Annotated in this window: 22 protein-coding genes; 10 read left to right on the top strand and 12 right to left on the bottom strand. The window is 68.0% G+C overall.

All coding sequences use genetic code 11. The annotated features are described in order from the left end of the window. Positions 1-7: 7 nt before the first annotated feature. Both HZF05_RS20225 and HZF05_RS20220 read left to right on the top strand, forming a co-directional pair. On the top strand, positions 8-607 hold the full coding sequence (locus HZF05_RS20225) for a sigma-70 family RNA polymerase sigma factor (protein ID WP_160364270.1): 600 nt from the start codon (positions 8-10) through the stop codon (positions 605-607). After that, positions 604-1,398: an anti-sigma factor family protein gene (locus HZF05_RS20220; protein ID WP_160364269.1), complete on the top strand. Its 795-nt coding sequence runs from the start codon at positions 604-606 to the stop codon at positions 1,396-1,398. Before HZF05_RS20225 ends, HZF05_RS20220 begins: the two co-directional genes overlap by 4 nt. 251 nt (positions 1,399-1,649) lie before the next feature. Here HZF05_RS20220 and HZF05_RS20215 read toward each other — a convergent pair whose 3' ends face one another. Continuing rightward, complete coding sequence (locus tag HZF05_RS20215; RefSeq protein ID WP_160364268.1) at positions 1,650-2,270, bottom strand: murein L,D-transpeptidase catalytic domain family protein; 621 nt, start codon at positions 2,268-2,270, stop codon at positions 1,650-1,652. 515 nt (positions 2,271-2,785) lie between these two features. Between HZF05_RS20215 and HZF05_RS20210 the strand changes: the two genes are divergently transcribed. From HZF05_RS20210 to HZF05_RS20195, 4 genes are read left to right on the top strand one after another with little or no spacing between them, the layout of a single operon-like run. Next, positions 2,786-4,618 (top strand): cellulose biosynthesis cyclic di-GMP-binding regulatory protein BcsB, encoded by a 1,833-nt coding sequence (locus tag HZF05_RS20210; RefSeq protein WP_160364267.1) that lies wholly within the window; start codon positions 2,786-2,788, stop codon positions 4,616-4,618. 1 nt (position 4,619) lies between these two features. Then, on the top strand, positions 4,620-5,609 hold the full coding sequence (locus HZF05_RS20205) for a UDP-glucuronic acid decarboxylase family protein (RefSeq protein ID WP_160364266.1): 990 nt from the start codon (positions 4,620-4,622) through the stop codon (positions 5,607-5,609). A gap of 10 nt (positions 5,610-5,619) precedes the next feature. Beyond that, positions 5,620-7,059 carry a glycosyltransferase family 2 protein gene (locus HZF05_RS20200; RefSeq protein WP_160364265.1) on the top strand — a complete coding sequence of 480 codons (1,440 nt, stop codon included), beginning with the start codon at positions 5,620-5,622 and terminating at the stop codon, positions 7,057-7,059. Beyond that, positions 7,056-8,195, top strand: a complete 1,140-nt coding sequence (locus HZF05_RS20195; RefSeq protein WP_160364264.1) for an NAD-dependent epimerase/dehydratase family protein — start codon at positions 7,056-7,058, stop codon at positions 8,193-8,195. The genes HZF05_RS20200 and HZF05_RS20195 overlap by 4 nt, the downstream gene beginning before the upstream one ends. Before the next feature lie 178 nt (positions 8,196-8,373). Here HZF05_RS20195 and HZF05_RS20190 read toward each other — a convergent pair whose 3' ends face one another. Together HZF05_RS20190 and HZF05_RS20185 are read right to left on the bottom strand one after the other, a co-directional pair. Next, positions 8,374-9,444 carry an endo-1,4-beta-xylanase gene (locus HZF05_RS20190; RefSeq protein ID WP_160364263.1) on the bottom strand — a complete coding sequence of 357 codons (1,071 nt, stop codon included), beginning with the start codon at positions 9,442-9,444 and terminating at the stop codon, positions 8,374-8,376. Positions 9,445-9,615: 171 nt separating this feature from the next. Further along, complete coding sequence (locus HZF05_RS20185) at positions 9,616-10,701, bottom strand: endo-1,4-beta-xylanase (RefSeq protein ID WP_160364262.1); 1,086 nt, start codon at positions 10,699-10,701, stop codon at positions 9,616-9,618. A gap of 89 nt (positions 10,702-10,790) precedes the next feature. Here HZF05_RS20185 and HZF05_RS20180 point away from each other — a divergent pair, with 89 nt between their 5' ends. After that, on the top strand, positions 10,791-11,594 hold the full coding sequence (locus tag HZF05_RS20180; RefSeq protein WP_160364261.1) for a transporter: 804 nt from the start codon (positions 10,791-10,793) through the stop codon (positions 11,592-11,594). A 599-nt stretch (positions 11,595-12,193) separates the two neighbouring features. On the opposite strand, the gene HZF05_RS20175 is transcribed toward HZF05_RS20180, so the two are convergent. Beyond that, positions 12,194-13,480, bottom strand: a complete 1,287-nt coding sequence (locus tag HZF05_RS20175; RefSeq protein ID WP_160364260.1) for a citrate synthase — start codon at positions 13,478-13,480, stop codon at positions 12,194-12,196. Positions 13,481-13,545: 65 nt separating this feature from the next. Next, the gene (gene gltX / locus HZF05_RS20170; protein WP_160364259.1) at positions 13,546-14,970 is read right to left on the bottom strand and encodes a glutamate--tRNA ligase; all 1,425 of its coding nucleotides are present in this window, start codon (positions 14,968-14,970) and stop codon (positions 13,546-13,548) included. Positions 14,971-15,080: 110 nt separating this feature from the next. Here gltX and HZF05_RS20165 point away from each other — a divergent pair, with 110 nt between their 5' ends. Together HZF05_RS20165 and HZF05_RS20160 are read left to right on the top strand one after the other, a co-directional pair. Then, positions 15,081-17,369 carry a ComEC/Rec2 family competence protein gene (locus tag HZF05_RS20165; protein WP_246332105.1) on the top strand — a complete coding sequence of 763 codons (2,289 nt, stop codon included), beginning with the start codon at positions 15,081-15,083 and terminating at the stop codon, positions 17,367-17,369. A gap of 109 nt (positions 17,370-17,478) precedes the next feature. Further along, the gene (locus HZF05_RS20160) at positions 17,479-17,664 is read left to right on the top strand and encodes a hypothetical protein (protein WP_160364258.1); all 186 of its coding nucleotides are present in this window, start codon (positions 17,479-17,481) and stop codon (positions 17,662-17,664) included. Positions 17,665-17,677: 13 nt separating this feature from the next. Here the strand turns inward: HZF05_RS20160 and HZF05_RS20155 are convergent, their stop codons facing one another. Next, positions 17,678-18,187 carry a hypothetical protein gene (locus HZF05_RS20155; RefSeq protein ID WP_160364257.1) on the bottom strand — a complete coding sequence of 170 codons (510 nt, stop codon included), beginning with the start codon at positions 18,185-18,187 and terminating at the stop codon, positions 17,678-17,680. A gap of 190 nt (positions 18,188-18,377) precedes the next feature. Here HZF05_RS20155 and HZF05_RS20150 point away from each other — a divergent pair, with 190 nt between their 5' ends. After that, positions 18,378-19,004, top strand: a complete 627-nt coding sequence (locus HZF05_RS20150) for a hypothetical protein (RefSeq protein ID WP_160364256.1) — start codon at positions 18,378-18,380, stop codon at positions 19,002-19,004. Positions 19,005-19,016: 12 nt separating this feature from the next. Here HZF05_RS20150 and HZF05_RS20145 read toward each other — a convergent pair whose 3' ends face one another. The 6 genes from HZF05_RS20145 to trpD all read right to left on the bottom strand — a co-directional run bounded on the left by HZF05_RS20145 (position 19,017) and on the right by trpD (position 24,059). Beyond that, positions 19,017-19,808: an SDR family oxidoreductase gene (locus HZF05_RS20145; protein ID WP_160364255.1), complete on the bottom strand. Its 792-nt coding sequence runs from the start codon at positions 19,806-19,808 to the stop codon at positions 19,017-19,019. A 68-nt stretch (positions 19,809-19,876) separates the two neighbouring features. Then, positions 19,877-20,554: a transcriptional repressor LexA gene (gene lexA, locus HZF05_RS20140; protein ID WP_160364254.1), complete on the bottom strand. Its 678-nt coding sequence runs from the start codon at positions 20,552-20,554 to the stop codon at positions 19,877-19,879. Between the two features lie 70 nt (positions 20,555-20,624). Continuing rightward, positions 20,625-21,812, bottom strand: coding sequence for a molybdopterin molybdotransferase MoeA (locus HZF05_RS20135; protein ID WP_160364253.1), 1,188 nt, complete (start codon positions 21,810-21,812; stop codon positions 20,625-20,627). Further along, positions 21,809-22,276 (bottom strand): cyclic pyranopterin monophosphate synthase MoaC, encoded by a 468-nt coding sequence (gene moaC / locus HZF05_RS20130; protein WP_160364252.1) that lies wholly within the window; start codon positions 22,274-22,276, stop codon positions 21,809-21,811. Before moaC ends, HZF05_RS20135 begins: the two co-directional genes overlap by 4 nt. Beyond that, a complete protein-coding gene (gene trpC, locus HZF05_RS20125; protein ID WP_160364251.1) occupies positions 22,273-23,064 on the bottom strand; it encodes an indole-3-glycerol phosphate synthase TrpC in 792 nt (263 codons plus the stop codon). Before trpC ends, moaC begins: the two co-directional genes overlap by 4 nt. After that, positions 23,064-24,059, bottom strand: a complete 996-nt coding sequence (trpD, locus tag HZF05_RS20120) for an anthranilate phosphoribosyltransferase (protein WP_160364250.1) — start codon at positions 24,057-24,059, stop codon at positions 23,064-23,066. The genes trpC and trpD overlap by 1 nt, the downstream gene beginning before the upstream one ends. Positions 24,060-24,069 lie beyond the last annotated feature (10 nt).

The following is a 24,069-nucleotide window of genomic DNA, read 5'->3' as shown; positions in this document are numbered from 1 at the left end:
ATCGGCGATGAAGGGCGGATTCTTCCGGCCCCGGCTCGTCTTCTCCGCTGCGAAGGCGGTGGAGGCCCCGCGCGCGCCCGATCAGGCGGAGCGCTTCCGTAGCGTGATGCTGCCGCACATGGATGCGGCCTACACGCTCGCCCGCTACCTCACCCGCGATTCCAGTGCCGCCGAGGATATCGTGCAGGAGGCGTTCCTGCGCGCCTATCGCAGCTTCGCCGACCGGCGCGGCGAGGCGCCCAAGGCGTGGCTGCTGGCGATCGTGCGCAACTGCTTCCTCAACAGCGTCTCCACCGCCGCCGCCCGCGCGCGGACACAGGACATCCATGATTGGCAGGGCGACGTGCCGGCCCAGCTGATCGAACGCGACAACCCGGAATCCCTGCTCGCCGACCGCAGCGAGGCGGCGATGCTGCGCGCGACGATCGAGCAATTGCCCGAGCCGTTCCGGGAGACGCTGGTGCTGCGCGAGCTGGAAGAGATGAGCTACAAGGACATCGCCACCATCGCGCAGGTTCCCATCGGTACCGTCATGTCCCGCCTCTCCCGAGCCCGCCAGATGCTGGCGGAAATGCTGCTCCCCGATGCGAAGGGGGCACGGGCATGAGCCTCCATCCCGACAAGCTGCCGCTGATCCACGGCCTGCTCGACGGCGAGCTGGACGCCGCCAACGCGCTGGCGATCGAGGCGCACCTGAAAGGCTGCGGCGATTGCCGGGCGGAGATGGACCGCATCCAGCACGTCCGCGATCGGCTGGGCGCGGCGCCGCTGCGAGATCGCGCGCCGGATCGCCTGCGCGGGGCGATCGAGGCGATGCTGGAGGCGGAGACCGGCGCCGCACCTGCTCCGAAACCAGTGGTCTCGCCGCGTAAGCCTGGGTTCGCATCGCACGTGTGGAACGCGCGCTGGGCCTCCGGCGCAATGACCGGCGCTATCGCCGCCAGCCTCGCTCTGGTGTTCGCGGTGCCGCAGCTGGCATATACCGACACCGAGGACCAGCTCGTCCAGAGCCACGTCCGCTCGCTGCTGGTCGGCCATGTCGTCGATGTCGCGACCTCCAACCGGCACGTCGTGAAGCCGTGGTTCAACGGCAAGGTCGATTTCGCGCCGCCGGTGCCCGAGCTTGCCGACGAGGGCTTCCCGCTGGTCGGCGGGCGGCTCGACTATCTCGACGATCACGAGGTGGCGGCGATCGTTTACCGGCGGCGGCTGCACACCATCAATCTGTTCGTGCGCCCGGCGAAGACGCTGTCGCTGCCCGGCGCGGTGGCGACGCGGCACGAAGGCTACAGCCTGCTGCGCTGGACCTCCGGGGGCCTCGAATTCTGGGCCGTCTCCGATCTCGACGAGACCGAGCTCCGGCTGTTCCGCCAGATCTATACCGCTCGCGCGTCCTGACCGGGGCACGGCGGGATAGCAGGGATCTTCCCCGTCGAGTCCCGGATCGCGCTCCGCACCGCTTCGAGGTGGCGGAGATTGTCGAAGCCGCTCGCGCCGTCGACCATCGGGTTGTAACCGTGCGGGACCACGCCCTGTCCGTCGAGCGCCGCGAACCAGCTGGCGTCGCGGAACAGTTCGTCATGGCTGGATTGCTAGATGATGGAATAAGCGGTTTCCGTCACCGATGCCGCCGATTTTTGTGGCCGGGCTCATGACTGGACCCGTCCCGCATAAAGCAACCGTCCCTCGCCGAGCGCCGAGAGCACCGTCCCGATATCCGCGGGCGAAACCGCGAAGCAACCGTCGCTGCGTCCGAGCTTGCCCTGTCGGGCGAGTACCGACGCATCGGCGTACCAGGCCGAATGGATGACGATCGCGCGCTCTTCGGCATGGGCATTGGTGGGATCGAGACCGGTCAGCCGTCGCGAGAGGCCGTGGACGCCGGTGTAGATCGGACCGGTGAGATAGGCGCCCTCCGAAGTCGCGGCCGATCCCACCACGTCCGAGAAGCTTTGCAGCATGCCGGTATGATCCGGGTCCGATCCGCGCCCGTGGGTGACGCGCAGGCTGGCGGTGGTACCTGTCAGGATATCGACCAGATGCAGGCGCGGGGTGGCCGAGGGCAGGCCGAAATCGGCGATCGCGATCACGTCGCGCGACCAGACCAGTGGGTTGTGCCGCGCCAGCGCATCGAGCGCGCGGTTCACGAGCACGGGATTCACACCGGTCGCGGCGGCGGCGAGGCCGTGCTGGGTCGTCGCCCGGCCGATCGCCGGCAGGCTCGCCATCATGCCGAGCAGAGTGCGACGCGAGAAAGCGGAGGCGAGCATGGATCGAGCCTAGCACGACGCCGGCATTCGCCCGCGCGCTGAATTTGCGGAACCCCCGATGCTGCGAGGCCGTTGGCACGATTGGATTGCACGACGATCCCTGCGGCCCCGATACGGCGTGCAGAAAATTGATCGAGGTTGCGGAACCCGATCGCCCTCCAAGCGCTTTGTTGACCCGTATGGTAAATGCCACACCTGTGGCTTCTACTGTGATTCGCCCTCAGCGCGCGAAATTATCCACAGGCCACCATGAATCCGACAAGCATAACCAAGTAACAATTCCGCACTCGTGGAATATCTGTAAGTATCTATTCGTAAACAACAATGGTTAACCAATTCGGTTCGTCGCGCCGGAGCGGCAATTGATCTTGGAGAGTTCGTCGCGCGCTTGACATAGGTAGGGTATCGAAACCCATCTCCCTCATCGGTCACAGCCCCGTTGTCTTGCGGGATGTGGCCGAAGCGTAAAGGGAGTCGGTATGGTGGCATCGCGGCGGATCAGGGGTGCAGGGGTCATGGCCGCCCTGCTGGCATCGGCGGCGGTCGGCCTTCCTACCGCCATGGCGCAGGCACCAGTTGCGAGTGCCGCTTCACCGTCGGCCAACCAGACATCGCCTGCAGCCTCCACCGCGCCGCTGCTCAGCCTCGCCGGGATCGGTTATCGCGACGGCATCGAATTCACCGGATACGAAGGCAAGCGCGATCTCTTCTTCACCGTTCCGTCGGGCGCGTGGCTGAGTGGGACGCATCTGCTGCTCCCCTATGAGGCGAGCGCAGCCACAGGCGCGGGCCGCCGGACGCTGACGGTGATGGCGGGCGGCAAGGTGCTGCGTCAGATCGCGCTCACGGACGGCGCGGGCGTCGCCGACATTCCCGTGCCGGCCGAGGCGATCGACGGCGGCACACTGCGCGCCACGCTGATCTACAGCGGCGGAGAGGGCGCCAATCGTTGCCAGGATCGCCGGATGGGGGCGGACCATCTCCATCTCGATCCCGAGGGCGGGCTGGCGCTCGACATCGCGGCGGGCGCGCAGGTGCCGGTGAGCGTCGCCGCCGCGCTGATCGGGCCGAAGCCTGCGATCGCGATGCCCGCTTCGCCGACGTCGGAGCAGGCGGCCGCCGCGCTTACCGTGATCGCGGCGCGGGGCGGCGGCACGCTCGGCACGGGTGGCGCCGTCCAGATCGCCGGCGCCTCCGATCCGGCGTTGCGCTCGACCAACGACGGCGGCAAGCCCGGCCTCGCGATCGGCGGGCAGGATCCGGCGGCGGCGGCGCGCGCGGCCTTCTCCGGCCTCTCCGATCTGCTCGCCGCGCCGACCATCCAGCAGCTCACGCTGCGCCCGCATCGTGACGACAAGCTTCATCTCGGCGACCTCGGCGCCGACCCCCGCGCCGTCGAGATCGCCGACGAGGGCGGCTGGACGATCGCGCTCCCCGCCTCGCGCCTGCCCAAGGGCAAGACGGTGAAGGGCCTGTCGATCGACGTCGCCGCCGTGCCGGACGGCAATCCGCACCGTGCCAGCCTGTCGGCGTGGATGAACGGCGTGCTGCTCGGCAGCGTGCCGATGGCGGACGAGGGCGCCACCCATCTCGACGTCCGCGTGCCGGACGGAATGGTCCACTCGCTCAACGGCATCGAGGTGCGCGTCACTCGCCAGCAGAACACCGACTGCGGCGATATCCCACGTGGTTTCCCGGTTCAGCTGCTCGGCACCAGTGAGGTTCTGCTGGGTGACGCCGGCAAGCTGGAGGCCTTCCACGATTTCGCCGCCGCCTCGGGGCAGGGGCTGACCGTGGTGGTGCCCGATGCCTCGGCGCTGCCGCTCGCCGGCAAGGCGGTGGCCGGGCTGGTCGGGGCCGATGTTCCGATCAGAGTTTCCTACGGTACGATGCCCGCCGATGGCCCGGTCCTCTATGTCGGCGCGACGCCGCCTCCGGGGACTACGCCCAAGGTCGGCCTCGCGGGCGGTCGCATCACGCTCGCTGACGACAAGGGGCAGGCCGACATCGACCTTCCCGACGCCGGAACGCAGACGCTGGCGCAGCTGCTCGATGCGAACGGCCGCCCGATCCTCTGGGTTCGCCCGGCGACGCAGGGGCCGGTGCCCGCGACGCTGTGGCTCGATCAGGGCGATGTCGCGTTTGTCTCGGGGGACGGCTCGGTCACGCCGCTCTCCACCGCACACGACCGGCTGACCCCGCTGATCGGCCCGCCGCCGCCACCGCCGTGGTGGCAGACCTACCAGCACTGGATCTTCCTGGTGCTCGGCCTGCTGGTCGGAATCCTGATCGTCGCCTGGTCGTTCCGGCCGTCGATCAAGAAGGCCAAGCCGGGGCAGGAACTTTAACATGAGGAGTAAGGCGTTGCAGATACTGGTCACAGGGGGCGCAGGGTTCGTCGGGTCTCACCTGTGCGAGCGACTTCTGCGCGAAGGCCACCGGGTCGTGTGCCTCGACAATTTCTCCACCGGCATGGTCGAGAACGTCCGCGCCATGCCGCACGCCGAGCGGTTCACGGTGATCGATCGCGACGTCTGCGATCCGATCCTGATGGATCTGCCCAAGTTCGACGAGATCTACAATCTCGCCTGCCCGGCCTCGCCGCCGCACTACCAGGCCGACATGGTGGCGACGATGCGCACCTGCTCGGACGGCACGCGCAACGTGCTCGATCGCGCGATCCGCGACGGCGCGCGGGTCTTCCACGCGTCCACCTCCGAAATCTACGGCGATCCGGAGGTGCATCCGCAGGTCGAGGATTATACCGGCAACGTCCACACGATCGGCCCGCGCGCCTGCTACGACGAAGGCAAGCGCTATGCGGAATCGCTGGTTCATGCCTATGCCGAGCAGCATGGCGTCGACGCCAAGATCGCCCGGCTGTTCAACACCTACGGCCCGCGCATGCGGACCGACGACGGGCGGTTGATCTCCAACTTCGTGACGCAGGCGCTGACCGGCGCCGACGTCACCGTCTATGGCGACGGCACCCACACCCGCTCGCTCTGCTATGTCGAGGATACGGTGGAGGGCATCCTTCGCCTGATGCGCTCGCATGTGCCGGCGGACGTGCCGGTCAATCTCGGTAACCCGGTCGAGATGCGGGTGATCGACATCGCGCGCGCCGTGCTGGCGGCGACGGGCAGCGCGTCGGCGATCGTCCATCGCGACCTGCCGGTGCACGATCCGATGCGGCGCATGCCGGATATCCAGCGCGCCCTGGCGCTGCTCGGCTGGAAGCCGACGATCGGGCTGCAGGAGGGCCTGAATCGCACCATCGCCTATTTCCAGGGCCGGATCTGCGAGGAGCAGACCGGCGGCATGGCCGCGGCCGGCTGAGGCCGCCTCCATGCCGGGGGAAACCGATACCCTGACGGCGGTGCTGTGCGTGGCGTTCGTGGTGACGCAGGTGCTGTATGCGCTGGCATTCTGCGTCGACATCTACCTCTTCCGCCTGCCGGTCGACCGTGTCGACATGCGGAACGCGGAGCATCTCCAGCCGGAGGACTATCCGCGCATCGTCCTCTTCTACCCCGTGCTGCGGGAGTTGGAGGAGACGATGCGCACCACCTTCATCTCGCTGCGCCAGCTTCGTTACCCCCAGCACCTGTTCCGCGTCGTCTCGATTCCCAATGCGGACGACACGGTGACGGTGGCGGCGCTGCGCCGGCTCCAGCAGGAGTTCGACTTCCTTGAGGTAATGGAGATCCCCAAGACCTCCGACTCCTCGTGGAGCGCGGTGTGGGATCAGTGGGAGGCGAACCCCAAGGCCTATTGGTGGCACGACGGCCCGCGCGCCGGGGTGAAGGATCTGCCGCCCAAGAAGACACGCCAGCTGATCTACGCTTTCTACACGCTCGCGAAAGAGAAGCTGGCGACCGAAGGCGACTTCCTGATCAACTATATCGATGCCGACAGCTGCCCGCCCGAGGATCACCTGATCGCCGCCGCGATCGGCATGCAGCGCTTCGACGTGCTGCAGGCGAGCAACATCGCCGGCAACCTCAACGACAGCCTCGCGTGCAGCTTCCACGCCTTCGATCACATGGCGTGGGACGGGCGGAAGTATCCGCACCTGACGGCGGACGGAAAGCAGCCCTTCTGGGTTCTGGGCAAGGGGCTGTTCTTCAAGGCGTCGGACCTCGTCGAGCTGGGCGGTTTCCACCCGTGGATCACGATCGAGGATCCGGAAGTCGGCCTGCGCTTCTGGAAGAACGGCAAGCGGCTCGGTTACATCGAGAATCCGCTGATCGAGGAGGTGCCCGCCACCTTCGGGCGCGGCATCACGCAGCGCAAGCGGTGGGTCGCGGGCTTCTTCCAGAGCCTCGACGTGCCCTTGAAGGCGCTCGGCTATACCTGGCTGGAGCGCGTGAAGGCGTGGATGATCTTCCTTCCCTGCCTCAGCTACTGGATCAACCCGATCGGTCTGCCCGTCGGCATCTGGGCGCTCTGGCGCTGGGCGGACGGCAGCGGCCCGCTGCCGGCGTGGACGGTGATGCTCTCGATGGCGAACATCACCTGCTACGGGCTGGCGATGGTGCTGCTCTACCTCTCGGTATGGCGGCGTACCGCTCTGGTTCTGGAGCGCAAGCGCGACCGGCTGCGCTATCTCGTCCGCTGCAATCCCGTCTTCCTGATGATCTGGGGCCTGATCTGGATCGCGCCGCTGTGGATCGGCTGGCGGATGTACCGGAAGGACGGCGGCCTCGTCTGGGAGCGCACCGAAAAGATCGACGCCAACAACAAGCTCGTGCGCCGCGTCCGCGGCGGGAATGAGGAGACCGCATGACCACCAAGCATGTCCTGATCACCGGCGGCGCCGGCTTCATCGGATCGCACCTCGCCGACGTCATGATCGAGCGCGGATTTCGGGTGACGGTGCTCGACGCGCTGCTGCCGCAGGTGCACGGCGACGCGGCGATGGATGCGGAGGGGTGGCCCGTCTATCTCAACCCCAACGTGCTGCGCATCAAGGGCAACGTGCTCGACGCCGACACCTTCCGCGATGCGCTGGACGGGGTGACGCACCTCGCGCACCTCGCGGCCTCTGTGGGGGTCGGCCAGAGCATGACCGACATCCTCGAATATACCCGCAACAACACGCTCGCCGCCGCCGTGATGCTGCAGGTGCTGAGCGAGGGCGGCCATAAGATCGAACGGATCGCGGTGGCCTCGTCCATGTCGATCTACGGGGAGGGCGCGTACCGTAACGCGGAATCCGGGGAGCGCGCCGCGCCGCTGCCGCGATCGGCCGATCAGCTCAAGGCGCAGGAGTGGGATCTCACCGAGAACGGCGCCGCGCTGGAGCCGCTTCCCACCAACGAGGACAAGCCGCTCCAGCCCGGATCGATCTATGCGATCAACAAGCGCGACCATGAGGAGATGTTCCTCTCGGTCGGCCGCGCGCTCGACATCCCGACGGTCGCGCTGCGCCTGTTCAATGCCTACGGATCGCGGCAGGCGCTCTCCAATCCCTATACCGGTGTGGCGGCGATCTTCATATCGCGGCTGGTCAACGACAGCGCGCCTTTGATCTTCGAGGATGGCGAGCAGCGCCGCGATTTCGTCCATGTCCGCGACGTGGCGGAGGCCTTCGCCGCCGTGCTGGAAAGCGACAAGCGCATCTGGGATGCGTTCAACGTCGGCTCGGGCAAGTCGATCACGGTGCGCGAGATCGCGCAGGTGCTGGCGCGGTTGCTCGGCAAGAACATCGCGCCGGAAATTCTCGGCCGCTACCGGGTGGGCGATATCCGGCATTGCTTTGCCGACATCTCCAAGCTCGAGCGGGTGTTCGGGATTGCGCCGAAGCGCGACTTCGAGAGCGGCATGGCCGAACTGATCGAATGGGTGAAGACCGCGCAGAAGCCGGTCGACCGGTCGAGCGAGAGCATGGCGCAGCTGGAACGGGGCAAGCTGCTTGTCTGACGGCTCCCATACCGTTCGCCCTGAGGAGCCGCTGAGCTTGTCGGAGCGGCGTCTCGACGGGCCAAAATTGGGCACAGCCCTTCGAGACGGGCCCCTTCGACGCCGCCTGCGGCGTCGCTCAGGACAGGCTTCGACTTCGCTCAGTCCCTCCTCAGGGCGAACGGGGTGGCCAGTTTGTTCAAACCATGCTCACAGCCCGCTGCAGGGCAGCGTGCATCGGCTTCGCGCGCATCTCGCCGTCGAAGGGCAGGCCGCGATTCATCGCGCCGCAGTCGATCGGCGAGCAGGCCTGCGCCGCCTTCGTGACGGGCAGCCGATCCTGCAGCCAGCTCTGCTTGTCGGAAAGGCCCCAGGTGACAACACTGCTCACCGCCTTCTGGTTAGCCACGACATCCAGCAAATCCTGCGCCGCCTGCGCCACGCGCGCATCGCGCTCTTCGACCGGGCGGTTCAGATCGTCCTCCAACACGTCGAGCTCGGTGATCGCCACCTCGACGCCCATGCCGGCGAGATCGGCCATGAAGCGCGCCACCTTGGGCTGCGAGATGCGGCCCTTGCGCAGTTCCAGATGGCCCTGCAGCCCGACCATGTCGAGCGGGGTGCCGCTCGCCTTGATCCGCTCGACCAGTCGCAGCATCTGGTTGCGCCGCGCCTCGTCGACCGGATTGTCGTAGAGCAGCGAATAATCGTTGATCATCAGCTTCGCCTGCGGATCGAGCACGCGGGCCGTCTCCAGCGCGCGGCGGACGTAATCATTGCCATAGGCGCGCTGGAAGCTGGTGCGGCGGAAGCCGTGATCGCCATGCTCGGTGTCGATCATCTCGTTGACGACGATCCATTCGCGGATGCGGCCCGCGTAGCGCGGAAGCAGCGTCGCGAAGTGACGCTCGATCGTATTCCAGTCCTTGCCGTGCAGCATCTCGTCGCGCGCCCAGTCGGGCGTCATCTGCTCCCAGATCAGCGAGTGGCCACGCACCTGCTGGCCATGCTTCTCCGCGAAATCGCAGATCGCGTCGTAATTGCCGTACCACGGATCGCCGCGCCGCCATTCGACCGCGCTCCACTGGCCGTGATATTCGGGCACGAGCAGGCCGCAGCCGCGGATCGCCTGCAACAGGGGAGTCTCGTCGGTGAGCTGATCGGGCCGCACGGCGGCGCCGAACAGGCGCGCGACCGGCTTGCGCGCGGGCGGCGCGGCGCCGTCGCCGAGAAAATTCGGCACGGTTTCAGCGGGACCGGCAGACGCCATGGCCAAGGTCATAGGCGCAGCCGCCATCACGGACAAAAGCCCGCGACGAGACACGTTGAAAAGCATTTCGAGGCAGTCCGAAACCTGCGCTCCCCCGCACAGGGACTTGCCTCCGGCCCGCTTAACCGGGTGGAATCATCGAGCGTTAAAGTTGTGGTAACCAGCCGGCGTTCAGCCGCCACGCAGCGCGTAAGCCTCGGAAATTGCGTGATACATGGGCTTGGGATGCAACGCGCTGTCGAGCGGGAGGCCGCGATTCGCGCCGGCCTTGCCACCGGGCGACTCCAGCCAGCTGTAGCGATCGGTCAGGCCCCAGCATCCGATCGTGCCGACCGCGCGATTGGCCATCGCGACATCGAGATAGCGGCGCACGGCGTCGGCAACGCGCGCATCGCGTTCGGCGGTGGGCAGCGTGCCGTCGGCCTCCTTCACGTCCAGCTCGCTGATCCGGACCTCGAGGCCGAGGCTGCCGACATCGTCGAAGAACTGCGCCAGCGCCCTGGGATCGAAATGCGCCTGCTTGGCGATCTCCAGATGCGCCTGCATGCCGAGCCCGTCGATCGGCGCGCCAGATTTCTTCAATCCTTCCAGCAGCTTGAGCAGCAGGTAGCGCTTGTCCCGCTCTACCTGGAAATCATAGTCGAGCCCGAATTCGTTGATGAACAGCTTGGCCCTGGGCGCGAACAGGCGGGCATCCTCCAGCGCGCGGCGGATATAGTCCGGCCCGAACGCGGCGAGGTAGGGCGAGGGGCGCAGGCCGTCCATGCGGTGTCCCATCTCCATCGGCTCGTTGACGACGTCCCATGTGTTCGTCACCTCGCCGTAGCGCGGGATCACCGAGGCGAGGAAGCGGCGCACGATCGTCCAGTCCGGATTGTCGCCCAGCGCTTCGGCCGCCCACGGGGCGATGCTGAGGTGCCAGAGCAGCGCATGGCCGTGCATCGCCTTGCCGGTCCGTGCGGCGAAGCTGGCGATCTGGTCGGCATCGGTGAAGCTGAGCTGGCCGCGCTGGGGCTCCAGCCACGCCCATTTCAGCTCCAGTTCGGGCGTGATCACGCTGCACTCACGGGTGATCGCGGCGCGGAAATCCGCGTCCTCGCGCAGCTGGCTCGCCCGCACCGCCACGCCGAACAGCATGCCTGCGCGGCCGGCGCGGTCCTTCATCGCCTCTTCGCGCGCGAAGCTCATCAACGGAAGGGCGGCCGCGCCCGCCAGCACCGCGCGGCGGTTCCATCGGGACTTGCGCGGGTCAATCATGTTTCGAGGGGTCGTTAACCATGAATGTTGCGTTCAAGCTGCGGAAAGAGCGTCTGCGGTTCGCCGCGAGCAGAAGGAAAGGCGCCATCATGCGCAAGCGCCATGCGGTGGGCCTTGCCGCGATCGCGACGGGAGCGGGGATTGGGGGATTGCTCCCCGCCGCCGCGCATGCCGACGGCTGGACGATGCCGGCGGGGCAGGGTCGGATGATCGTCACCGCGCTCTATTCGCACGCAGGCGACAGCTTCGACAGCCACGGCAACCTCTACAACGCCAGCAACTACGATCAGTATAACGTCTATTTCTCGACGGAATACGGCCTGACCAACAATCTCAGCCTGCTCGCCACGCCCAGCCTGCGCCGCGTGACGGTGCAGGACGGCAAGGACAGTTTCGGCCTCGGCTACACCGAGCTCGGCGCGCGCTACAAGGTGGCGGGCGGCGGCGACTGGGTGGTCTCGCTCAAGAGCACCGTCTTCATCCCCGGCAAGCGCCGCGACGACATCCCCGCACAGATCGGATCGACCGACGTGCAGGAGGATACCCGCGTCGAGGTCGGCAAGTCGTTCAAGCTGCTCGGGCTGGACGGCTATTCGATCGCCGAGGGCGGCTACCGCTTCCGCTCGCGCGGCGAGCCCAACGAGTGGCATGCCGATCTGCAGGTCGGCCTGCATTTGACCAAGCGGCTGACGTTCCAGGCGAACAGCTACAACACCTTCTCCGACGGGGCGGGGAGCCGCTACCCCTCCTACCGTTACAGCACCTTCTATGCGGGCGGCGTGTACGATCTCACCGATCGCGTGGCGCTCCAGCTCGGCGGCATCGCGACGGTGACGGGGCGCAACGCTCTGCGCGAGCGCGGCGTCTATACGGGGCTGTGGATCAGGTTTTGAGGGTGAGGGGGGGGCTAGTGGGTTCCGGCCGGACAGTTTTCGGCTGAGCCGATGGGAAAGTCGCCCATTTTCAAAGGGGCCAAGATGGCAGCGGCGGTGTTCCCTTGCGGGCACACGCGTGTTCGTCAAGCGTCAGAGTTAAGCCTTGAGCGGTTGCATGGACCGTATCGCCCACGCGACAGGTTAGGCCAGCCCTCAAAACTTCCTTGGTTCCATCAAGACCATCGGCAGTCCGTGCCTCGATCACCAATTGGTCGGTATTCCATTTCGGAGAAACATGCGGCCTTATATCGACGACAACTGCCTGAACTTCGCGCCTTGGTTGATCAGTGCAGGCAGTTACCGCAACTGCCGCCATTAGCACGCAAAAAGGCCGCTTCGTCATAGCCCATGATGACCACTTTTTCGGGATGACCGCAATCGGGTCCTGAACGATGCCGCCAGAACGACTGCTCGTGGAGCGATAGCTGCCATCCAACGTTCAACGGAATGAGGAAGCTGGACCCCGGCTCGGGGCCGGGGTGACGAAATATGGCAGTCGCTCAAAAGAAAAAGGCGGCCGCCGCAGCGACCGCCCCTTTCTTACCATCGTATCCGGCTCAACGCTCGCCGAGCGGCACGTAGTCGCGCTGCGTCGGGCCGGTGTAGAGCTGGCGCGGGCGGCCGATCTTCTGGGCGGGATCCGTGATCATCTCGTTCCACTGCGCCACCCAGCCCACGGTGCGGGCCAGCGCGAACAGCACGGTGAACATGGTGGTCGGGAAGCCGATCGCCGACAGGATCACGCCCGAATAGAAGTCCACGTTCGGGTAGAGCTTCTTGTCGATGAAATACTGGTCCTTGAGCGCCAGCTGCTCGAGCTCGCGGGCGGTATCGAGCACCGGATCGTTGATGCCGAGCTTGTCGAGCACCTCGGTCGCCGCCTTGGACAGCACCTTCGCGCGCGGATCGAAATTCTTGTACACGCGATGGCCGAAGCCCATCAGGCGGAACGGATCGTCCTTGTTCTTGGCGCGCGCGATGAACTCGGGAATGCGGTCCGGCGTGCCGATCTCGCGCAGCATGTTGAGCGCCGCCTCGTTGGCGCCGCCATGCGCCGGGCCCCACAGGCAGGCGATGCCCGCCGCGATGCAGGCGAAGGGGTTGGCGCCCGACGAACCGGCGAGGCGCACGGTCGATGTCGAGGCGTTCTGCTCGTGGTCGGCATGGAGGATGAAGATCTTGTCCATCGCCGAAGCGATGATCGGATCGATCTCATACTCCTCGGCCGGCACCGAGTAGGTCATGTTCAGGAAATTCTCGGTGTAGCTCAGCGAGTTCTTCGGATAGACGAAGGGCTGGCCGACCGAATATTTATACGCCATCGCCGCGATCGTCGGCATCTTGGCGATCAGGCGGTGCGAGGCGATCTCGCGCTGCTTGGGATCGTTGATGTCGGTGGAATCGTGGTAGAAGGACGACAGCGCGCCGACCACGCCGCACATGATCGCCATCGGGTGCGCATCGCGGCGGAAGCCGCGGAAGAAGGTCGAAAGCTGCTCGTGCACCATGGTGTGGCGCGTGATGTGGGTGTTGAAGGTCTCGAACTCGCTCTTCGAAGGCAGTTCGCCGTTGAGGAGCAGGTAGGCGACCTCCATGAAGCTCGACTGCTCGGCGAGCTGGTCGATCGGGTAGCCGCGATGCAGCAGGATACCGGCGTCGCCGTCGATATAGGTCAGGCCCGACTCGCAGCTGGCGGTCGAGGTGAAGCCCGGATCGTAGGTGAACATGTCCGTGTCGCCGTAGAGCTTGCGGATGTCGATCACCTGCGGCCCGACGGTGCCCGACATGATCGGGTAGTCGGTGCTCTTGTCGCCGAGCGCCAGCTTGGCGGTGCCGTCAGCCATGTTCATCGTCCTCCAAAAGGGCGCCGTTGGCGAGCCCGAGGACCGGGCTCAACGGCGCCGTGAGATCAGTTCGCGGTCGCCAGCTGGTCCGAGAGCCGCGCGAGGCTCTCCTCCCGTCCGAGCAACAGCAACACGTCGAAGATGCCGGGCGAGGTGGTCCGGCCGGTAAGCGCCGCGCGGAGCGGCTGCGCCACCTTGCCGAGCCCGACGCCGGCCTCCTCGGCCACGCCGCGCACCGCCGCATCGAGCGCTTCGTTCGTCCACTCCACGGACGAGAGCGCCGTCGTCACGGCGGCAAGCAACTGCGCACCCTGACCCTCCAGAAGAGCCAGAGCCCGCTCCTCCATATCTAGGGGGCGAGTGCGAAAAAGGAAAGTCGCGCCCTCGGCCAATTCCAGCAAATCCTTGGCGCGCGGCTTCAGAAACTCAATGCTGCGATGCAGAAGGTTGATGTCCGTCGCTGTCATGTCACGGCCGATCTTCTGCGCCACGAACGGGGCGGTGAGATCGGTCAGGCGCCGGTCGTCGGCGGCGCGGATATAATGGCCGTTGACGTTTTCCAGCTTCTTGCGATCGGTGCGGCCGGGCGAGCGGCCGATGCCGGATACGTCGAAGATCTCGATCGCGCGGTCGCGGTCGATCAGTTCCTCGTCGCCATGGCCCCAGCCGATGCGCAGCAGGTAATTGTTGAGCGCTTCGGGCAGGATGCCCATCTCGTCGCGATAGGCATCGACCGCCAGGGCGCCGTGGCGCTTGGAGAGCTTCTGTCCGTCGTCGCCGTGGATCAGCGGGACGTGGCCGTAGATCGGCTCCGGCCAGTTCATCGCACGGATGATGCCGAGCTGGCGGAAGGCGTTGTTGAGATGGTCGTCGCCGCGGATCACATGGGTGATGCCCATGTCGTGATCGTCGACCACGACGGCCAGCATGTAGGTCGGCGTGCCGTCCGAGCGGAGCAGCACCATGTCGTCCAGCTCGGAATTGCGGACGGTGACGTCGCCCTGGACGAGATCGCGGATCGTCGTCTCGCCTTCGGTCTCGGCCTTCAGGCGGACGACGAAGGGTGCGCCCTCGGGCGCCTCTTTCGGGTCGCGGTTCCGCCAGCGGCCGTCGTACCGCATGGGCAGCTTGGCGGCGCGCTGCTGCTCGCGCATCTCGGCGAGCTCCTCCGCGGTGGCGAAGCATTTGTAGGCGTGGCCGCGCTCGAGCAGGTCGAACGCCACCTCGGCGTGACGGCTGGCGCGGGCGAACTGGTAGATTTCGTCGCCGTCCCAATCGAGGCCGAGCCAGCGCATCCCGTCGAGGATCGCCTCGATCGCCGGCTGGGTGGAGCGGGCGCGATCGGTATCCTCGATGCGCAGCAGGAACTTGCCGCCGGTGTGGCGCGCCCACAGCCAGTTGAACAACGCCGTGCGGGCGCCGCCGATGTGCAGGAATCCGGTAGGAGAGGGGGCAAAACGTGTGACCACCGGCGCCGACGCTGCCGTCATGGTCGAATCACTTCTGTCGTCGCTTGCACCCACGCAGGCTTTCTCCACACTGAACATCCATGGGGGATGTTGCGCGCGGCCCTAGCATGGCGTTCTGGAACCGGCAAACCATGCCGAAATGGCCTGGTTTCCGGCCGCTTTCGCTTGCCTCGGCGCGACTCGAAGACTGGCTGGAGGCGGAACGAACGCAGCTGCCGCTGTGGTTGCCGGTGGGGATGGTCGCCGGAGTCGCGGGCTGGTTCTGGCTGCCGGGCGAGCAAGCGTGGGAAGGCCTGCTGCTCTCGATGGCGGCGCTGGCGTTGGCGGGCTTCGCCTTCGGGCGTGGCGGACGGGCGGGGCGGTCGGTCGCGATCTTCGCATTGTCGGTGGCGATCGGTTGCGGCCTGATCTGGTGGAAGGCAGAGCGTGCTGGCGCGCCGGTGCTGGCGCGGGATGGCATCGCAAACCTCACGGCACGGATCGAGCGAGTCGAACCGCTGCCCGCGCGGCAAGCGGTTCGGGTGACGCTGCTGCCGCTATCGTGCTCCGACGAAGGCCGAAGCGCCGGCGTCTGCGACGCGGCGCTCGCCCCACAGCACTCCCGCCTGCGCCGGAGTGCGGTGGGCGTGATCCGCATCAACATCCCCGACGAGAATGCCGTCCCTGGCCTCGCGCCCGGCGCCGTCATCGCTTTGCGCGCGCGACTGGTGCCGCCGCCCTCGGCGGCCGTGCCGGGCGCCTACGATTATTCCGCGGTCGCCTGGTTCTCCGGCATCCCCGCAACGGGCAAAGCGCTCGATCCGGTGAAGCTCATCACCCCGGCACCCACCGGCGGCCCTGCCGAATGGCTGGCCGACGCGCGGATCGGGCTGACCGCGCACATCATGACCGAGCTGCCGCCGGGGCAGGCCGGCGTCGCCGCCGCGCTCGTCACCGGCGACATGGGCGGGGTGACGCAGGACGACAACGACGCCTTTCGCCGATCGGGCCTCGCGCACCTCCTCTCGGTGAGCGGCCTGCACCTGACGGCGGCGGTGGGCGCGACCATGTTCCTCGCGCTCCGCCTGCTGGCGCTGTGGCCGCGCCTCGCACTCCGCGCGCCGCTGTTGCTGATCGCAGCGGGTTGTGGCGCCGTCATGGGCATCGCCTATACCTTGCTGACCGGCGCCGAGGTGCCGACCGTGCGCTCGCTGATCGCCGCGCTGGTGGTATTGGCGGGCGTCGCGCTGGGGCGCGAGGCGATGACGCTGAGGCTGGTCGCGGCGGGCGCGCTGGTCTGCGTGCTGTTCTGGCCCGAATCGGTCGCCGGGCCGAGCTTCCAGCTGAGCTTCGCCGCGATTCTTTCGATCGTCGCTCTCCACGAACTGCAATGGACCCGCCGCACCTTCGAGAAGCGCGAGGAGCCGTGGCTGCGCCGCCTGCTGCGCGAACTCGCCGCCTTGCTGCTCACCGGTCTCGTCGTCGAGGCCGCGCTGGCGCCGATCGCAATCTTCCACTTCCATCGCGCCGGCCTCTACGGCGCGGCGGCGAACATCGTCGCGATCCCGCTCACCACCTTCGTGATCATGCCCGCCGAGGCGCTGGCGCTGATCGCCGATTGCGTGGGGCTTGGCGCGCCCTTCTGGTGGGTGACGGGCAGGGCGCTCGCGCTGCTGCTGTGGATCGCGCACTCGGTCGGGTCGCTGCCCGGCGCCGTCACGTTCGTGCCGACCATGTCGCGCGCCGCCTTCGCCCTGATCGCCGTGGGCGGTCTGTGGCTGGCCCTGTGGCGGACACGGGCGCGTTTGCTCGGCCTGCTGCCGATCGCGGCCGGCGCGGCGATGACGCTGGCGACGCACCCCGCCGACATCTTCATCACCGGCGACGGCCGCCATCTCGCGGTGCGCGGTCTCGACGGCCGCGTGGCGCTGCTGCGCGAGCGCACCGGCGATTATATGCGCGACACCCTCTCCGAAATCTCCGGCCGCGAAGGGGACGATGCGATCGCGCTCGATGACCTGCCCGGCGCGGTCTGCGGGCCGGACAGCTGCACGGCAACGCTGATCCGCGACAATCGTGTCTGGCACCTCCTCGCGACGCGCAGCGCCTACCGCATCGACCGCGCGGCGATGGAGCCGGCCTGCGCCGCCGCCGATATCGTCGCCAGCGACCGCCGCCTGCCCGATTGGTGCCGCCCGCGCTGGCTGAAGGCGGACCCCAATTTGCTCGCGAAGACCGGCGGCCTCGCGATCCGGCTGGTCGACCCGGGCGTCACCAGCGTCGCGGAGTTGCAGGCGGCGCACCCCTGGGCCATGGTCGCGACCGACCATGACGACAGGCCTCTCCCGCAGAACGATCCGAATTTCGCCCGGCGGGCCTGGGCGGCGCGCGATCCTTGGCGCGACGACCGTCCTGCTGATGCTGGCGGCATGCAGCGATAAGCCGGCTGCCGACAACAATAGCGCCCCAGCGCCTTCGGCCGCAGGCACACCATCGAATGCGGCGGAGCCAGCCTCCGACGGCGGCGTCAATCCGCTTGGCTCGCAGGCAGTGAAGGACGCGATCCATCGCGCTATGCGCACCGGCCAGACCCAGCGCTGGTCCGATGCCGGCCTGACCGGTTACGCGGTGCCGAGCGCCACCGCCGACGCGCGAGGCTGCCGCACCGTCCGCTACACGATCGATCAGCAGCCGGAGCGAAGCTTCCCGGTGATCACCGCCTGCGACGCGGGGTGATCCCGACGCGGGATCAGTCGAGGTCGCCGGGGCTGCATTCGATGTCGGTGCGCTCGCCCATGCCGTGGATGAGGGCTTTCAGCCGGTCGTAATGCGCGTTCAGCCGGGTTTCGGGATAGATGGCCGTGCCGTCTCCCTTGTCGACCTCGACTCCGCCGCAGCAGAAGCACACCGCGATCTCCCCGACCTTGCGATGCTGCGCATCGAAATAGCGGAAGAAATGGTGCGGCATGAAGCAGGCGGCGACATCTTCCTTGCCGTAATTGTCGTTCCAGACCAGCGCGCTTTCGAGGATCTTCCGCTGGCCGGCCGTCAAGGCATGGCCGTCCTTCGGCGTCAGGACCGGGTGGAAATGGGCGTCGGTCCGGCCGGTATCGACGAACAGGCGGGCCTCGGTCGCGGCGGGGAACAGGTGGATGACGTGCGGCCCCTCGGCCGTCTGCGCCACGGCGCTGTTCCCGGACTTGTCCCCATGGCATCCGGCAAGAAGCAGCAGCACCATCGACGCCCGGATTGCTTTCATCGTCGCCCCGCCATGCCTGATGGCGCACGCTAATGGTGGAGGTGGGGGAATCGCAACCCGGGAAGCGCTTCGACCGCGAGCGGCGACGAGCATGTTTGCCCTGCGGCACTGAGCGTGTGCGGGGCGCCATTCCCGCTTGAGCGGGGCGGTGTTCCTGGTGTTCCTCTCGGCATCGACGGAGGAGCGAGCCATGACCGATGCATCCCTTCGCGCGTCCGGCGCGTGCCTCTGTGCCGCGGCGGTGGCGACGCTGGCGCTGAACCTGCTGGTGTCGCCGCACCTGCCGGCCGGTTCGTTCGCGGTCATCGCCGCTTCCCGGGTCTATTTCCTCCGGCAGGTGATCGCGTCGGCGGTCGCGCTGGCGCTTGTTTTTGGATTGGCTGGCGTACGCGACGGGCGATTGGCGGGAAGCGGCGCCTTTGCGGCGATCGCCTGCACTTCGGCGCTCGGGGGGCAAGTGCTGCTGTTCGCGGTCGAATATGGCCAGGCCTTCTTCGTGCACGATTACGCGCTGCATGCGCCCGCCGCGCTGGATGCCGCGATGGGCGGTCCGCATGGGCCGCTCGCGATCGGGGCGGTGCTTGCCATCGCCGTCTTCTATCTGGGCTGGCTGCTGCTCGCGATCGCCCTGTTGCTGGCGCGACGCATACCGCGATCGATCACCGCGCTGCTGCTGTTCGGCTTCGTCGCCACGCCGGTGCTCAATGCGATCAAGGCGCTCGGCGTGGCGGGCGGAATCCTCGCCAGCCTGATCGTCGGCGCCGGCTGGTTCCTGCTGGGTCTGCGGATGATCCGCACGCCGCGCGGCGAGCCGTAGCGATCCGCCTGCTCAGCCCGGCGACGCGGCGGAGCCGGCGAGCAGCCCGCCGTCGATGTGGAATTCCGAGCCGGTGACGTAGGCGGATTCGTCCGAGGCGAGATAGACCGCCATCGCGGCGACCTCCTCCACCGTGCCGAAGCGCCTGAGCGGGGTGTTGGCGACGAGCGAGGCTTCGCGATCCGCGCGGTCGGGACCGTCGCCGAGCATCGCGTCCCACATCGGCGTCAGGATCGCGGCGGGATGGATCGAGTTGCAGCGGATTGCGAGGCCCTGCTGCGCGCACCACAGCGCCACCGATTTGCTGTGGTTGCGCACCGCCGCCTTGGACGAAGCATAAGCGGCGGCGCCGGGGATGCCGACAAGGCCGGAACGCGACGAGATATTGATGATCGAGCCGCTGCCGGTGGGCCGCATCGCCCGGATCGCGGCGCGGCAGCCGAGGAAGGTGCCGTCGAGATTGGTCGCATGGACGGCGCGCCAGTCGTCCAGCGAGGCGTTCTCGGGATCATGCGGGCCGGCGCTCGCCTCGAACCCGGTGACGCCCGCATTGTTGACGAGGACATCGAGCCGCCCGTCGCGCTTCAGCAGTGCCGCGATCGCAGCGTCCCATTCCGTTTCGCTGCGGACGTCCAGCCGCGCGGATCGCGCCTGTGCACCCAGTGCCTCCGCCGAGGCGCTCGCATCGGCGATGTCGGTTAGCCAGACCCGCGCACCGTCTGCGACGAAGGCTCGGGCGATCGCCTCCCCGATGCCGCGCGCCGCGCCGGTGACGAGCGCGACCTTGCCGTTCAATCGCCCCATGCGCCGTCTCCTGCTTCGGGAGAGGCATCCTTAACGAAGCCGCCCGCGAGCAGCCAGCGACGCGTCGCTCAATAGCGGCGGAGCAGCCCCGCGAGCTTGCCCTGCACGCGCACCTGGCCGGACTGGTAGCGCTGCGGCGAATAGGCATGGTTGGCCGGATCGAGCCGGATCATCTGCCCTTCGCGGCGGAAATATTTGAGCGTCGCCTCGGCCTCGTCGACCAGCGCCACCACGATCTCGCCGTCGCGCGCCGTCTCGGTGCGGCGGATCAGCGCATAGTCGCCGTCGAGGATGCCGGCCTCGATCATCGAGTCGCCGGACACCTCCAGGGCATAATGCTCGCCCGGCCCGAGCAGGGCGGCAGGGACGGACAGACTCGACTGGCCCTCCATCGCCTCGATCGGCATACCGGCGGCAATGCGGCCGTGGAGCGGGATCTCGAGCACGCTGTCGTTGGCGGCGACCGGGATCTTCGGCGCGGCGGGGGCCAGGGCGGGCGCGGCGGCGGCCGCCGCCTTGGCGGGGATCACCCGCTCGGGCATGCGCAGCACCTCGAGCGCGCGCGCCCGGTTGGGCAGGCGGCGGATGAAGTCACGCTCCTCCAGCGCCCGGATCAGGCGGTGCACGCCGGACTTGGACTTGAGGTCCAGCGCATCCTTCATCTCCTCGAACGAGGGCGACACGCCGGTTTCGGCCAGACGGTCGTGAATGAAGAGGAGCAGTTCGTGTTGCTTGCGCGTCAGCATCGCCAATTCCTATCTGGAACGGATGGCGAACGTGTAGGAAACCGAAACGACCCTGTCAATGCCCCTCGACCTAGCCGAGATCGAGCATTTCCGCCGAGTCTCCGATTTCGGCCGGAGGAACATGCGGTGGACGAACGATCAACCCGTCCGCCGCCGCCAGCGCAACCAGGGCGGCGGAATCCTGCCCATCGGGAGCGAAGGCGCGGCCGTTCTCGATGCGCGCGCGCAGATAATCCTGCCGCTCGCCATTGGCGGGGAGGGCGGCGCCGAGCGTGACGGTGCGCGTCTTCGGCAGGGCATCGACGGCTCCGCCCATCCGCGCGATCAGCGGCAACAGGAACAGGCATGCAGTGACGTAGGCGGACACCGGATTGCCGGGCAGGCCGAGCACGATCGCGTCGCCGAGCGTGCCCGCCAGCAACGGCTTGCCCGGCTTCATCGCAACCCGCCAGAAATCGAGGGTCGCCCCGGCCCGCTCCAGCGCCGGTCGGACGAGATCGCGGGCGCCGACCGAGACGCCGCCGGTGGTGACGATGATATCGGCCTCGGCAGCGGCGTCGCGGAAGGCCCGCGCGATGCGATCCAGATCGTCGGGCACGACGCCGTGATCGCGCACCTCGGCCGGCCGGTCGGCGAGCAGGGCCGCCAGCATCGCGGCGTTGGAGGCGGGGAGGCTGGCGCCCGGCGTCGGCGCGCCGAGCGGCACCAGCTCGTCACCGGTGGAGATCAGGGCGATGCGGGGGCGGCGACGCACCGCGATCGTGCCGTGGCCGCCGATGCCGGCGAGCGCGACGTGACGGGCATCGATCCGGGTGCCCGCCGTGACGAGCAGGGCGTCGCGCCCGAAATCCATCGCCCTGGGGCGGATGTTCCCGCCGATCCGGCGCGGCCCTTCGCCGGTCATGGAGAGTCGATCGCCGTCGCGCGCGGCCTCTTCCTGCACCAGCACGCAGTCGGCGCCTTCGGGCACGGGCGCGCCGGTGAAGATGCGGGCGGCTTCGCGCGGGCGGAGCGGGCGGTCGTAGCCGGCACCGGCCGCGCTTTCGCCGACGACGGTCCACGGCCCGGGGCGCTCGGCATAGCGGATCGCATAACCGTCCATCGCCGAGAGATCGTGGCTCGGCTGATCCCGCCGGGCGAGCACGTCCTCCACCGACCAGCGGCCGACGGCATCGACCAGCGATACCGTCTCGACCGGCAGGGGAGAGGCCAGCGCGAGCAGGCGGGCCTGCGCGTCGGTGACCGGCAGCAGGCTCATGCCCGCCAGTCGCCCGATCGCCCACCTGATTTGGTGAGCAGGCGGATTTCGCCGATCACCATGCCGCGATCGATCGCCTTGGCCATATCGTAGATCGTGAGGAGTGCCGCGGAAACGGCTGTCATCGCTTCCATTTCCACGCCGGTGCTGTGGGTGGTGCGGGCCGTCGCGGTGGCGGTGACGCCCTCAGCCTCGACCGCGAGGTCCAGCGTCACGCCCGAGAGTGGCAGCGGATGGCAGAGCGGAATGAGATCGGCGGTGCGCTTGGCCGCCATGATCCCCGCCACCCGTGCGACGGCGAGCACGTCGCCCTTCTTCACCGCGCCATCGCGGATGGCGGCGGCGGCTTGCGCCGACATGGTGATGCGGCCGGAGGCGGTCGCCGCGCGCGCGGTGGCGGGCTTGGCGGAGACGTCGACCATGCGAGCGGCCCCATCTTCATCGAGATGGGTAAGGCCGCTCATACGCCCGTCAGCAGCGTGCGCGTCGCCGCCGCCACGTCGGCCTGCCGCATCAGCGTCTCGCCGACGAGGAAGCGGTGGATGCCGGCGGCCGCCAGCCGGTCGAGATCGGCCTTGGTGGCGAGGCCGCTTTCGGCGACGATCTGCGTGCCGGCCGGCATAAGCTTCGCCAGCGTCTCCGTGCGGCCGAGATCGACGGTGAAGTCGCGCAGATCGCGGTTGTTCACGCCGATCAGCCGGGACTTGAGCCGCAGCGCGCGCTCCAGCTCGGCCTCGTCATGCACCTCGATCAGCGCGTCCATGCCATGATCGATCGCGGCCGCCTCGATTTCCGCCATGGCACCGTCGTCGAGCGCGGCGACGATGATCAGGATCGCGTCCGCCCCGATCGCGCGCGCCTCGGCGACCTGCCAGGGATCGACCATGAAATCCTTGCGGATCGCCGGCAGCGAGCAGGCCGCCCGCGCCGCGATCAGATACTCCTCGTCGCCCCGGAAGAAGGGCTTGTCGGTCAGCACCGAGAGGCAGGCGGCGCCACCCGCCTCATAATCGCGGGCATGGGCTGGGGGATCGAAATCCTCGCGGATCAATCCCTTGGAGGGCGATGCTTTCTTGATTTCCGCGATCAGCGCGTGGCCTGTGTCGGCCTTGCGCGAGAGCGCCGCCGCGAAGCCGCGCGGGGGCTGCTGTGCGCGCGCCGTTGCCTCGAGCGCGGAGAGCGTTGTCTCAGCGCTGCGGCGAGCCACCTCGGCGCGAGTGGTCTCGATGATCCTGTCGAGAACGGTGCCCATCAGAAGGCGATCCAGCGCTGGAGCAGGCGTTCGGCCGATCCGTCGTCGATCGCTTCGCCGGCGATATCGGCGCCTTCCTGCCAGTCGGTGGTACGCCCGGCGACGATCAGCGCCGCCGAGGCGTTGAGCAGCACCGCGTCGCGATACGGCCCGGCCTCGCCCTGCAGCAGCCGGGCGAGCGCGGCGGCGTTGTAGGCGGAGTCTCCGCCCCGAATCGCGGTGAGCGGATGCGGCTCCACGCCGACGTCGCCGGGGACGACATGCTCCTCGCGGTCGCCGATCGCGCCCAGGCGGATGATCCGGCTGCCGCCCGCGATCGAGAGCTCGTCCAGACCCTCGTCGCCGGCCACGATCATCGCGCTCTCGGTGCCGAGCAGATCGAGCGCGCGGGCGACGGTGCCGAGATAGTCGGTGCGTGCCACGCCCATCAACTGGCGGGTGACGCGGCCGGGATTGCACAGCGGGCCGACGATGTTGAAGATCGTCCGCCGTCCGATCGCCTTGCGCACCGGCGCGAGCTTGCCGAGCGCGGGATGGTGGGTCTGCGCGAAGAGGAACGCCAAACCCAGTTCTTCCAGGGACTCCTCGGCCGTCGCTGCGGCCCTGTCGAGGTTCAGGCCGAGCGCCTCCAGCGTGTCGGCGGCGCCCGCCTTGGAGGAGGCGGCGCGGTTGCCGTGCTTGGCGACCGGCACGCCGGCGGCCGCCACCACGATCGCGACGGCGGTGGAGATGTTGAGACTGTGCGCGCCGTCGCCGCCGGTGCCGCAGACGTCGATCGCGCCCGCCGGCGCCTTCACCTCGATCATCCGCTCGCGGAGAGCCCGGGCGGCGGCGGCGATCTCGGTAGCGGTCTCCTCGCGCAGCGTCAGATCGGTGATGAACCGGATGATCGCTTCTTCGGGCACGCGGCCGTCGAGGATGTCGGCGAAGGCGGCCTCGGCCGTCTCGAACTCGAGCGGCGTGGCGGGATCGGGAAGCAGGGCGACCTCTGTCATCGTGCGAGCG

Source organism: Sphingomonas chungangi, from assembly GCF_013778325.1.
GTDB classification, from domain to species: Bacteria; Pseudomonadota; Alphaproteobacteria; order Sphingomonadales; family Sphingomonadaceae; genus Solisphingomonas; species Solisphingomonas chungangi.
This window is presented reverse-complemented; position numbering and strand designations above follow the sequence as displayed.

Excerpts from the sequence above, each read along its gene's own strand:
- HZF05_RS20165 (WP_246332105.1), top strand. The coding sequence starts at position 15,081 with ATGCCGAAATGGCCTGGTTTCCGGCCGCTTTCGCTTGCCTCGGCGCGA.
- HZF05_RS20215 (WP_160364268.1), bottom strand. The coding sequence starts at position 2,270 with ATGCTCGCCTCCGCTTTCTCGCGTCGCACTCTGCTCGGCATGATGGCG.
- HZF05_RS20150 (WP_160364256.1), top strand. The coding sequence starts at position 18,378 with ATGACCGATGCATCCCTTCGCGCGTCCGGCGCGTGCCTCTGTGCCGCG.
- HZF05_RS20180 (WP_160364261.1), top strand. The coding sequence starts at position 10,791 with ATGCGCAAGCGCCATGCGGTGGGCCTTGCCGCGATCGCGACGGGAGCG.
- HZF05_RS20220 (WP_160364269.1), top strand. The coding sequence starts at position 604 with ATGAGCCTCCATCCCGACAAGCTGCCGCTGATCCACGGCCTGCTCGAC.
- trpC (WP_160364251.1), bottom strand. The coding sequence starts at position 23,064 with ATGGGCACCGTTCTCGACAGGATCATCGAGACCACTCGCGCCGAGGTG.
- HZF05_RS20210 (WP_160364267.1), top strand. The coding sequence starts at position 2,786 with ATGGCCGCCCTGCTGGCATCGGCGGCGGTCGGCCTTCCTACCGCCATG.
- HZF05_RS20155 (WP_160364257.1), bottom strand. The coding sequence starts at position 18,187 with ATGAAAGCAATCCGGGCGTCGATGGTGCTGCTGCTTCTTGCCGGATGC.
- HZF05_RS20185 (WP_160364262.1), bottom strand. The coding sequence starts at position 10,701 with ATGATTGACCCGCGCAAGTCCCGATGGAACCGCCGCGCGGTGCTGGCG.
- gltX (WP_160364259.1), bottom strand. The coding sequence starts at position 14,970 with ATGACGGCAGCGTCGGCGCCGGTGGTCACACGTTTTGCCCCCTCTCCT.
- HZF05_RS20200 (WP_160364265.1), top strand. The coding sequence starts at position 5,620 with ATGCCGGGGGAAACCGATACCCTGACGGCGGTGCTGTGCGTGGCGTTC.
- moaC (WP_160364252.1), bottom strand. The coding sequence starts at position 22,276 with ATGAGCGGCCTTACCCATCTCGATGAAGATGGGGCCGCTCGCATGGTC.
- HZF05_RS20195 (WP_160364264.1), top strand. The coding sequence starts at position 7,056 with ATGACCACCAAGCATGTCCTGATCACCGGCGGCGCCGGCTTCATCGGA.
- HZF05_RS20175 (WP_160364260.1), bottom strand. The coding sequence starts at position 13,480 with ATGGCTGACGGCACCGCCAAGCTGGCGCTCGGCGACAAGAGCACCGAC.
- lexA (WP_160364254.1), bottom strand. The coding sequence starts at position 20,554 with ATGCTGACGCGCAAGCAACACGAACTGCTCCTCTTCATTCACGACCGT.
- HZF05_RS20225 (WP_160364270.1), top strand. The coding sequence starts at position 8 with ATGAAGGGCGGATTCTTCCGGCCCCGGCTCGTCTTCTCCGCTGCGAAG.
- HZF05_RS20145 (WP_160364255.1), bottom strand. The coding sequence starts at position 19,808 with ATGGGGCGATTGAACGGCAAGGTCGCGCTCGTCACCGGCGCGGCGCGC.
- HZF05_RS20135 (WP_160364253.1), bottom strand. The coding sequence starts at position 21,812 with ATGAGCCTGCTGCCGGTCACCGACGCGCAGGCCCGCCTGCTCGCGCTG.
- HZF05_RS20205 (WP_160364266.1), top strand. The coding sequence starts at position 4,620 with ATGAGGAGTAAGGCGTTGCAGATACTGGTCACAGGGGGCGCAGGGTTC.
- HZF05_RS20190 (WP_160364263.1), bottom strand. The coding sequence starts at position 9,444 with ATGGCGTCTGCCGGTCCCGCTGAAACCGTGCCGAATTTTCTCGGCGAC.
- trpD (WP_160364250.1), bottom strand. The coding sequence starts at position 24,059 with ATGACAGAGGTCGCCCTGCTTCCCGATCCCGCCACGCCGCTCGAGTTC.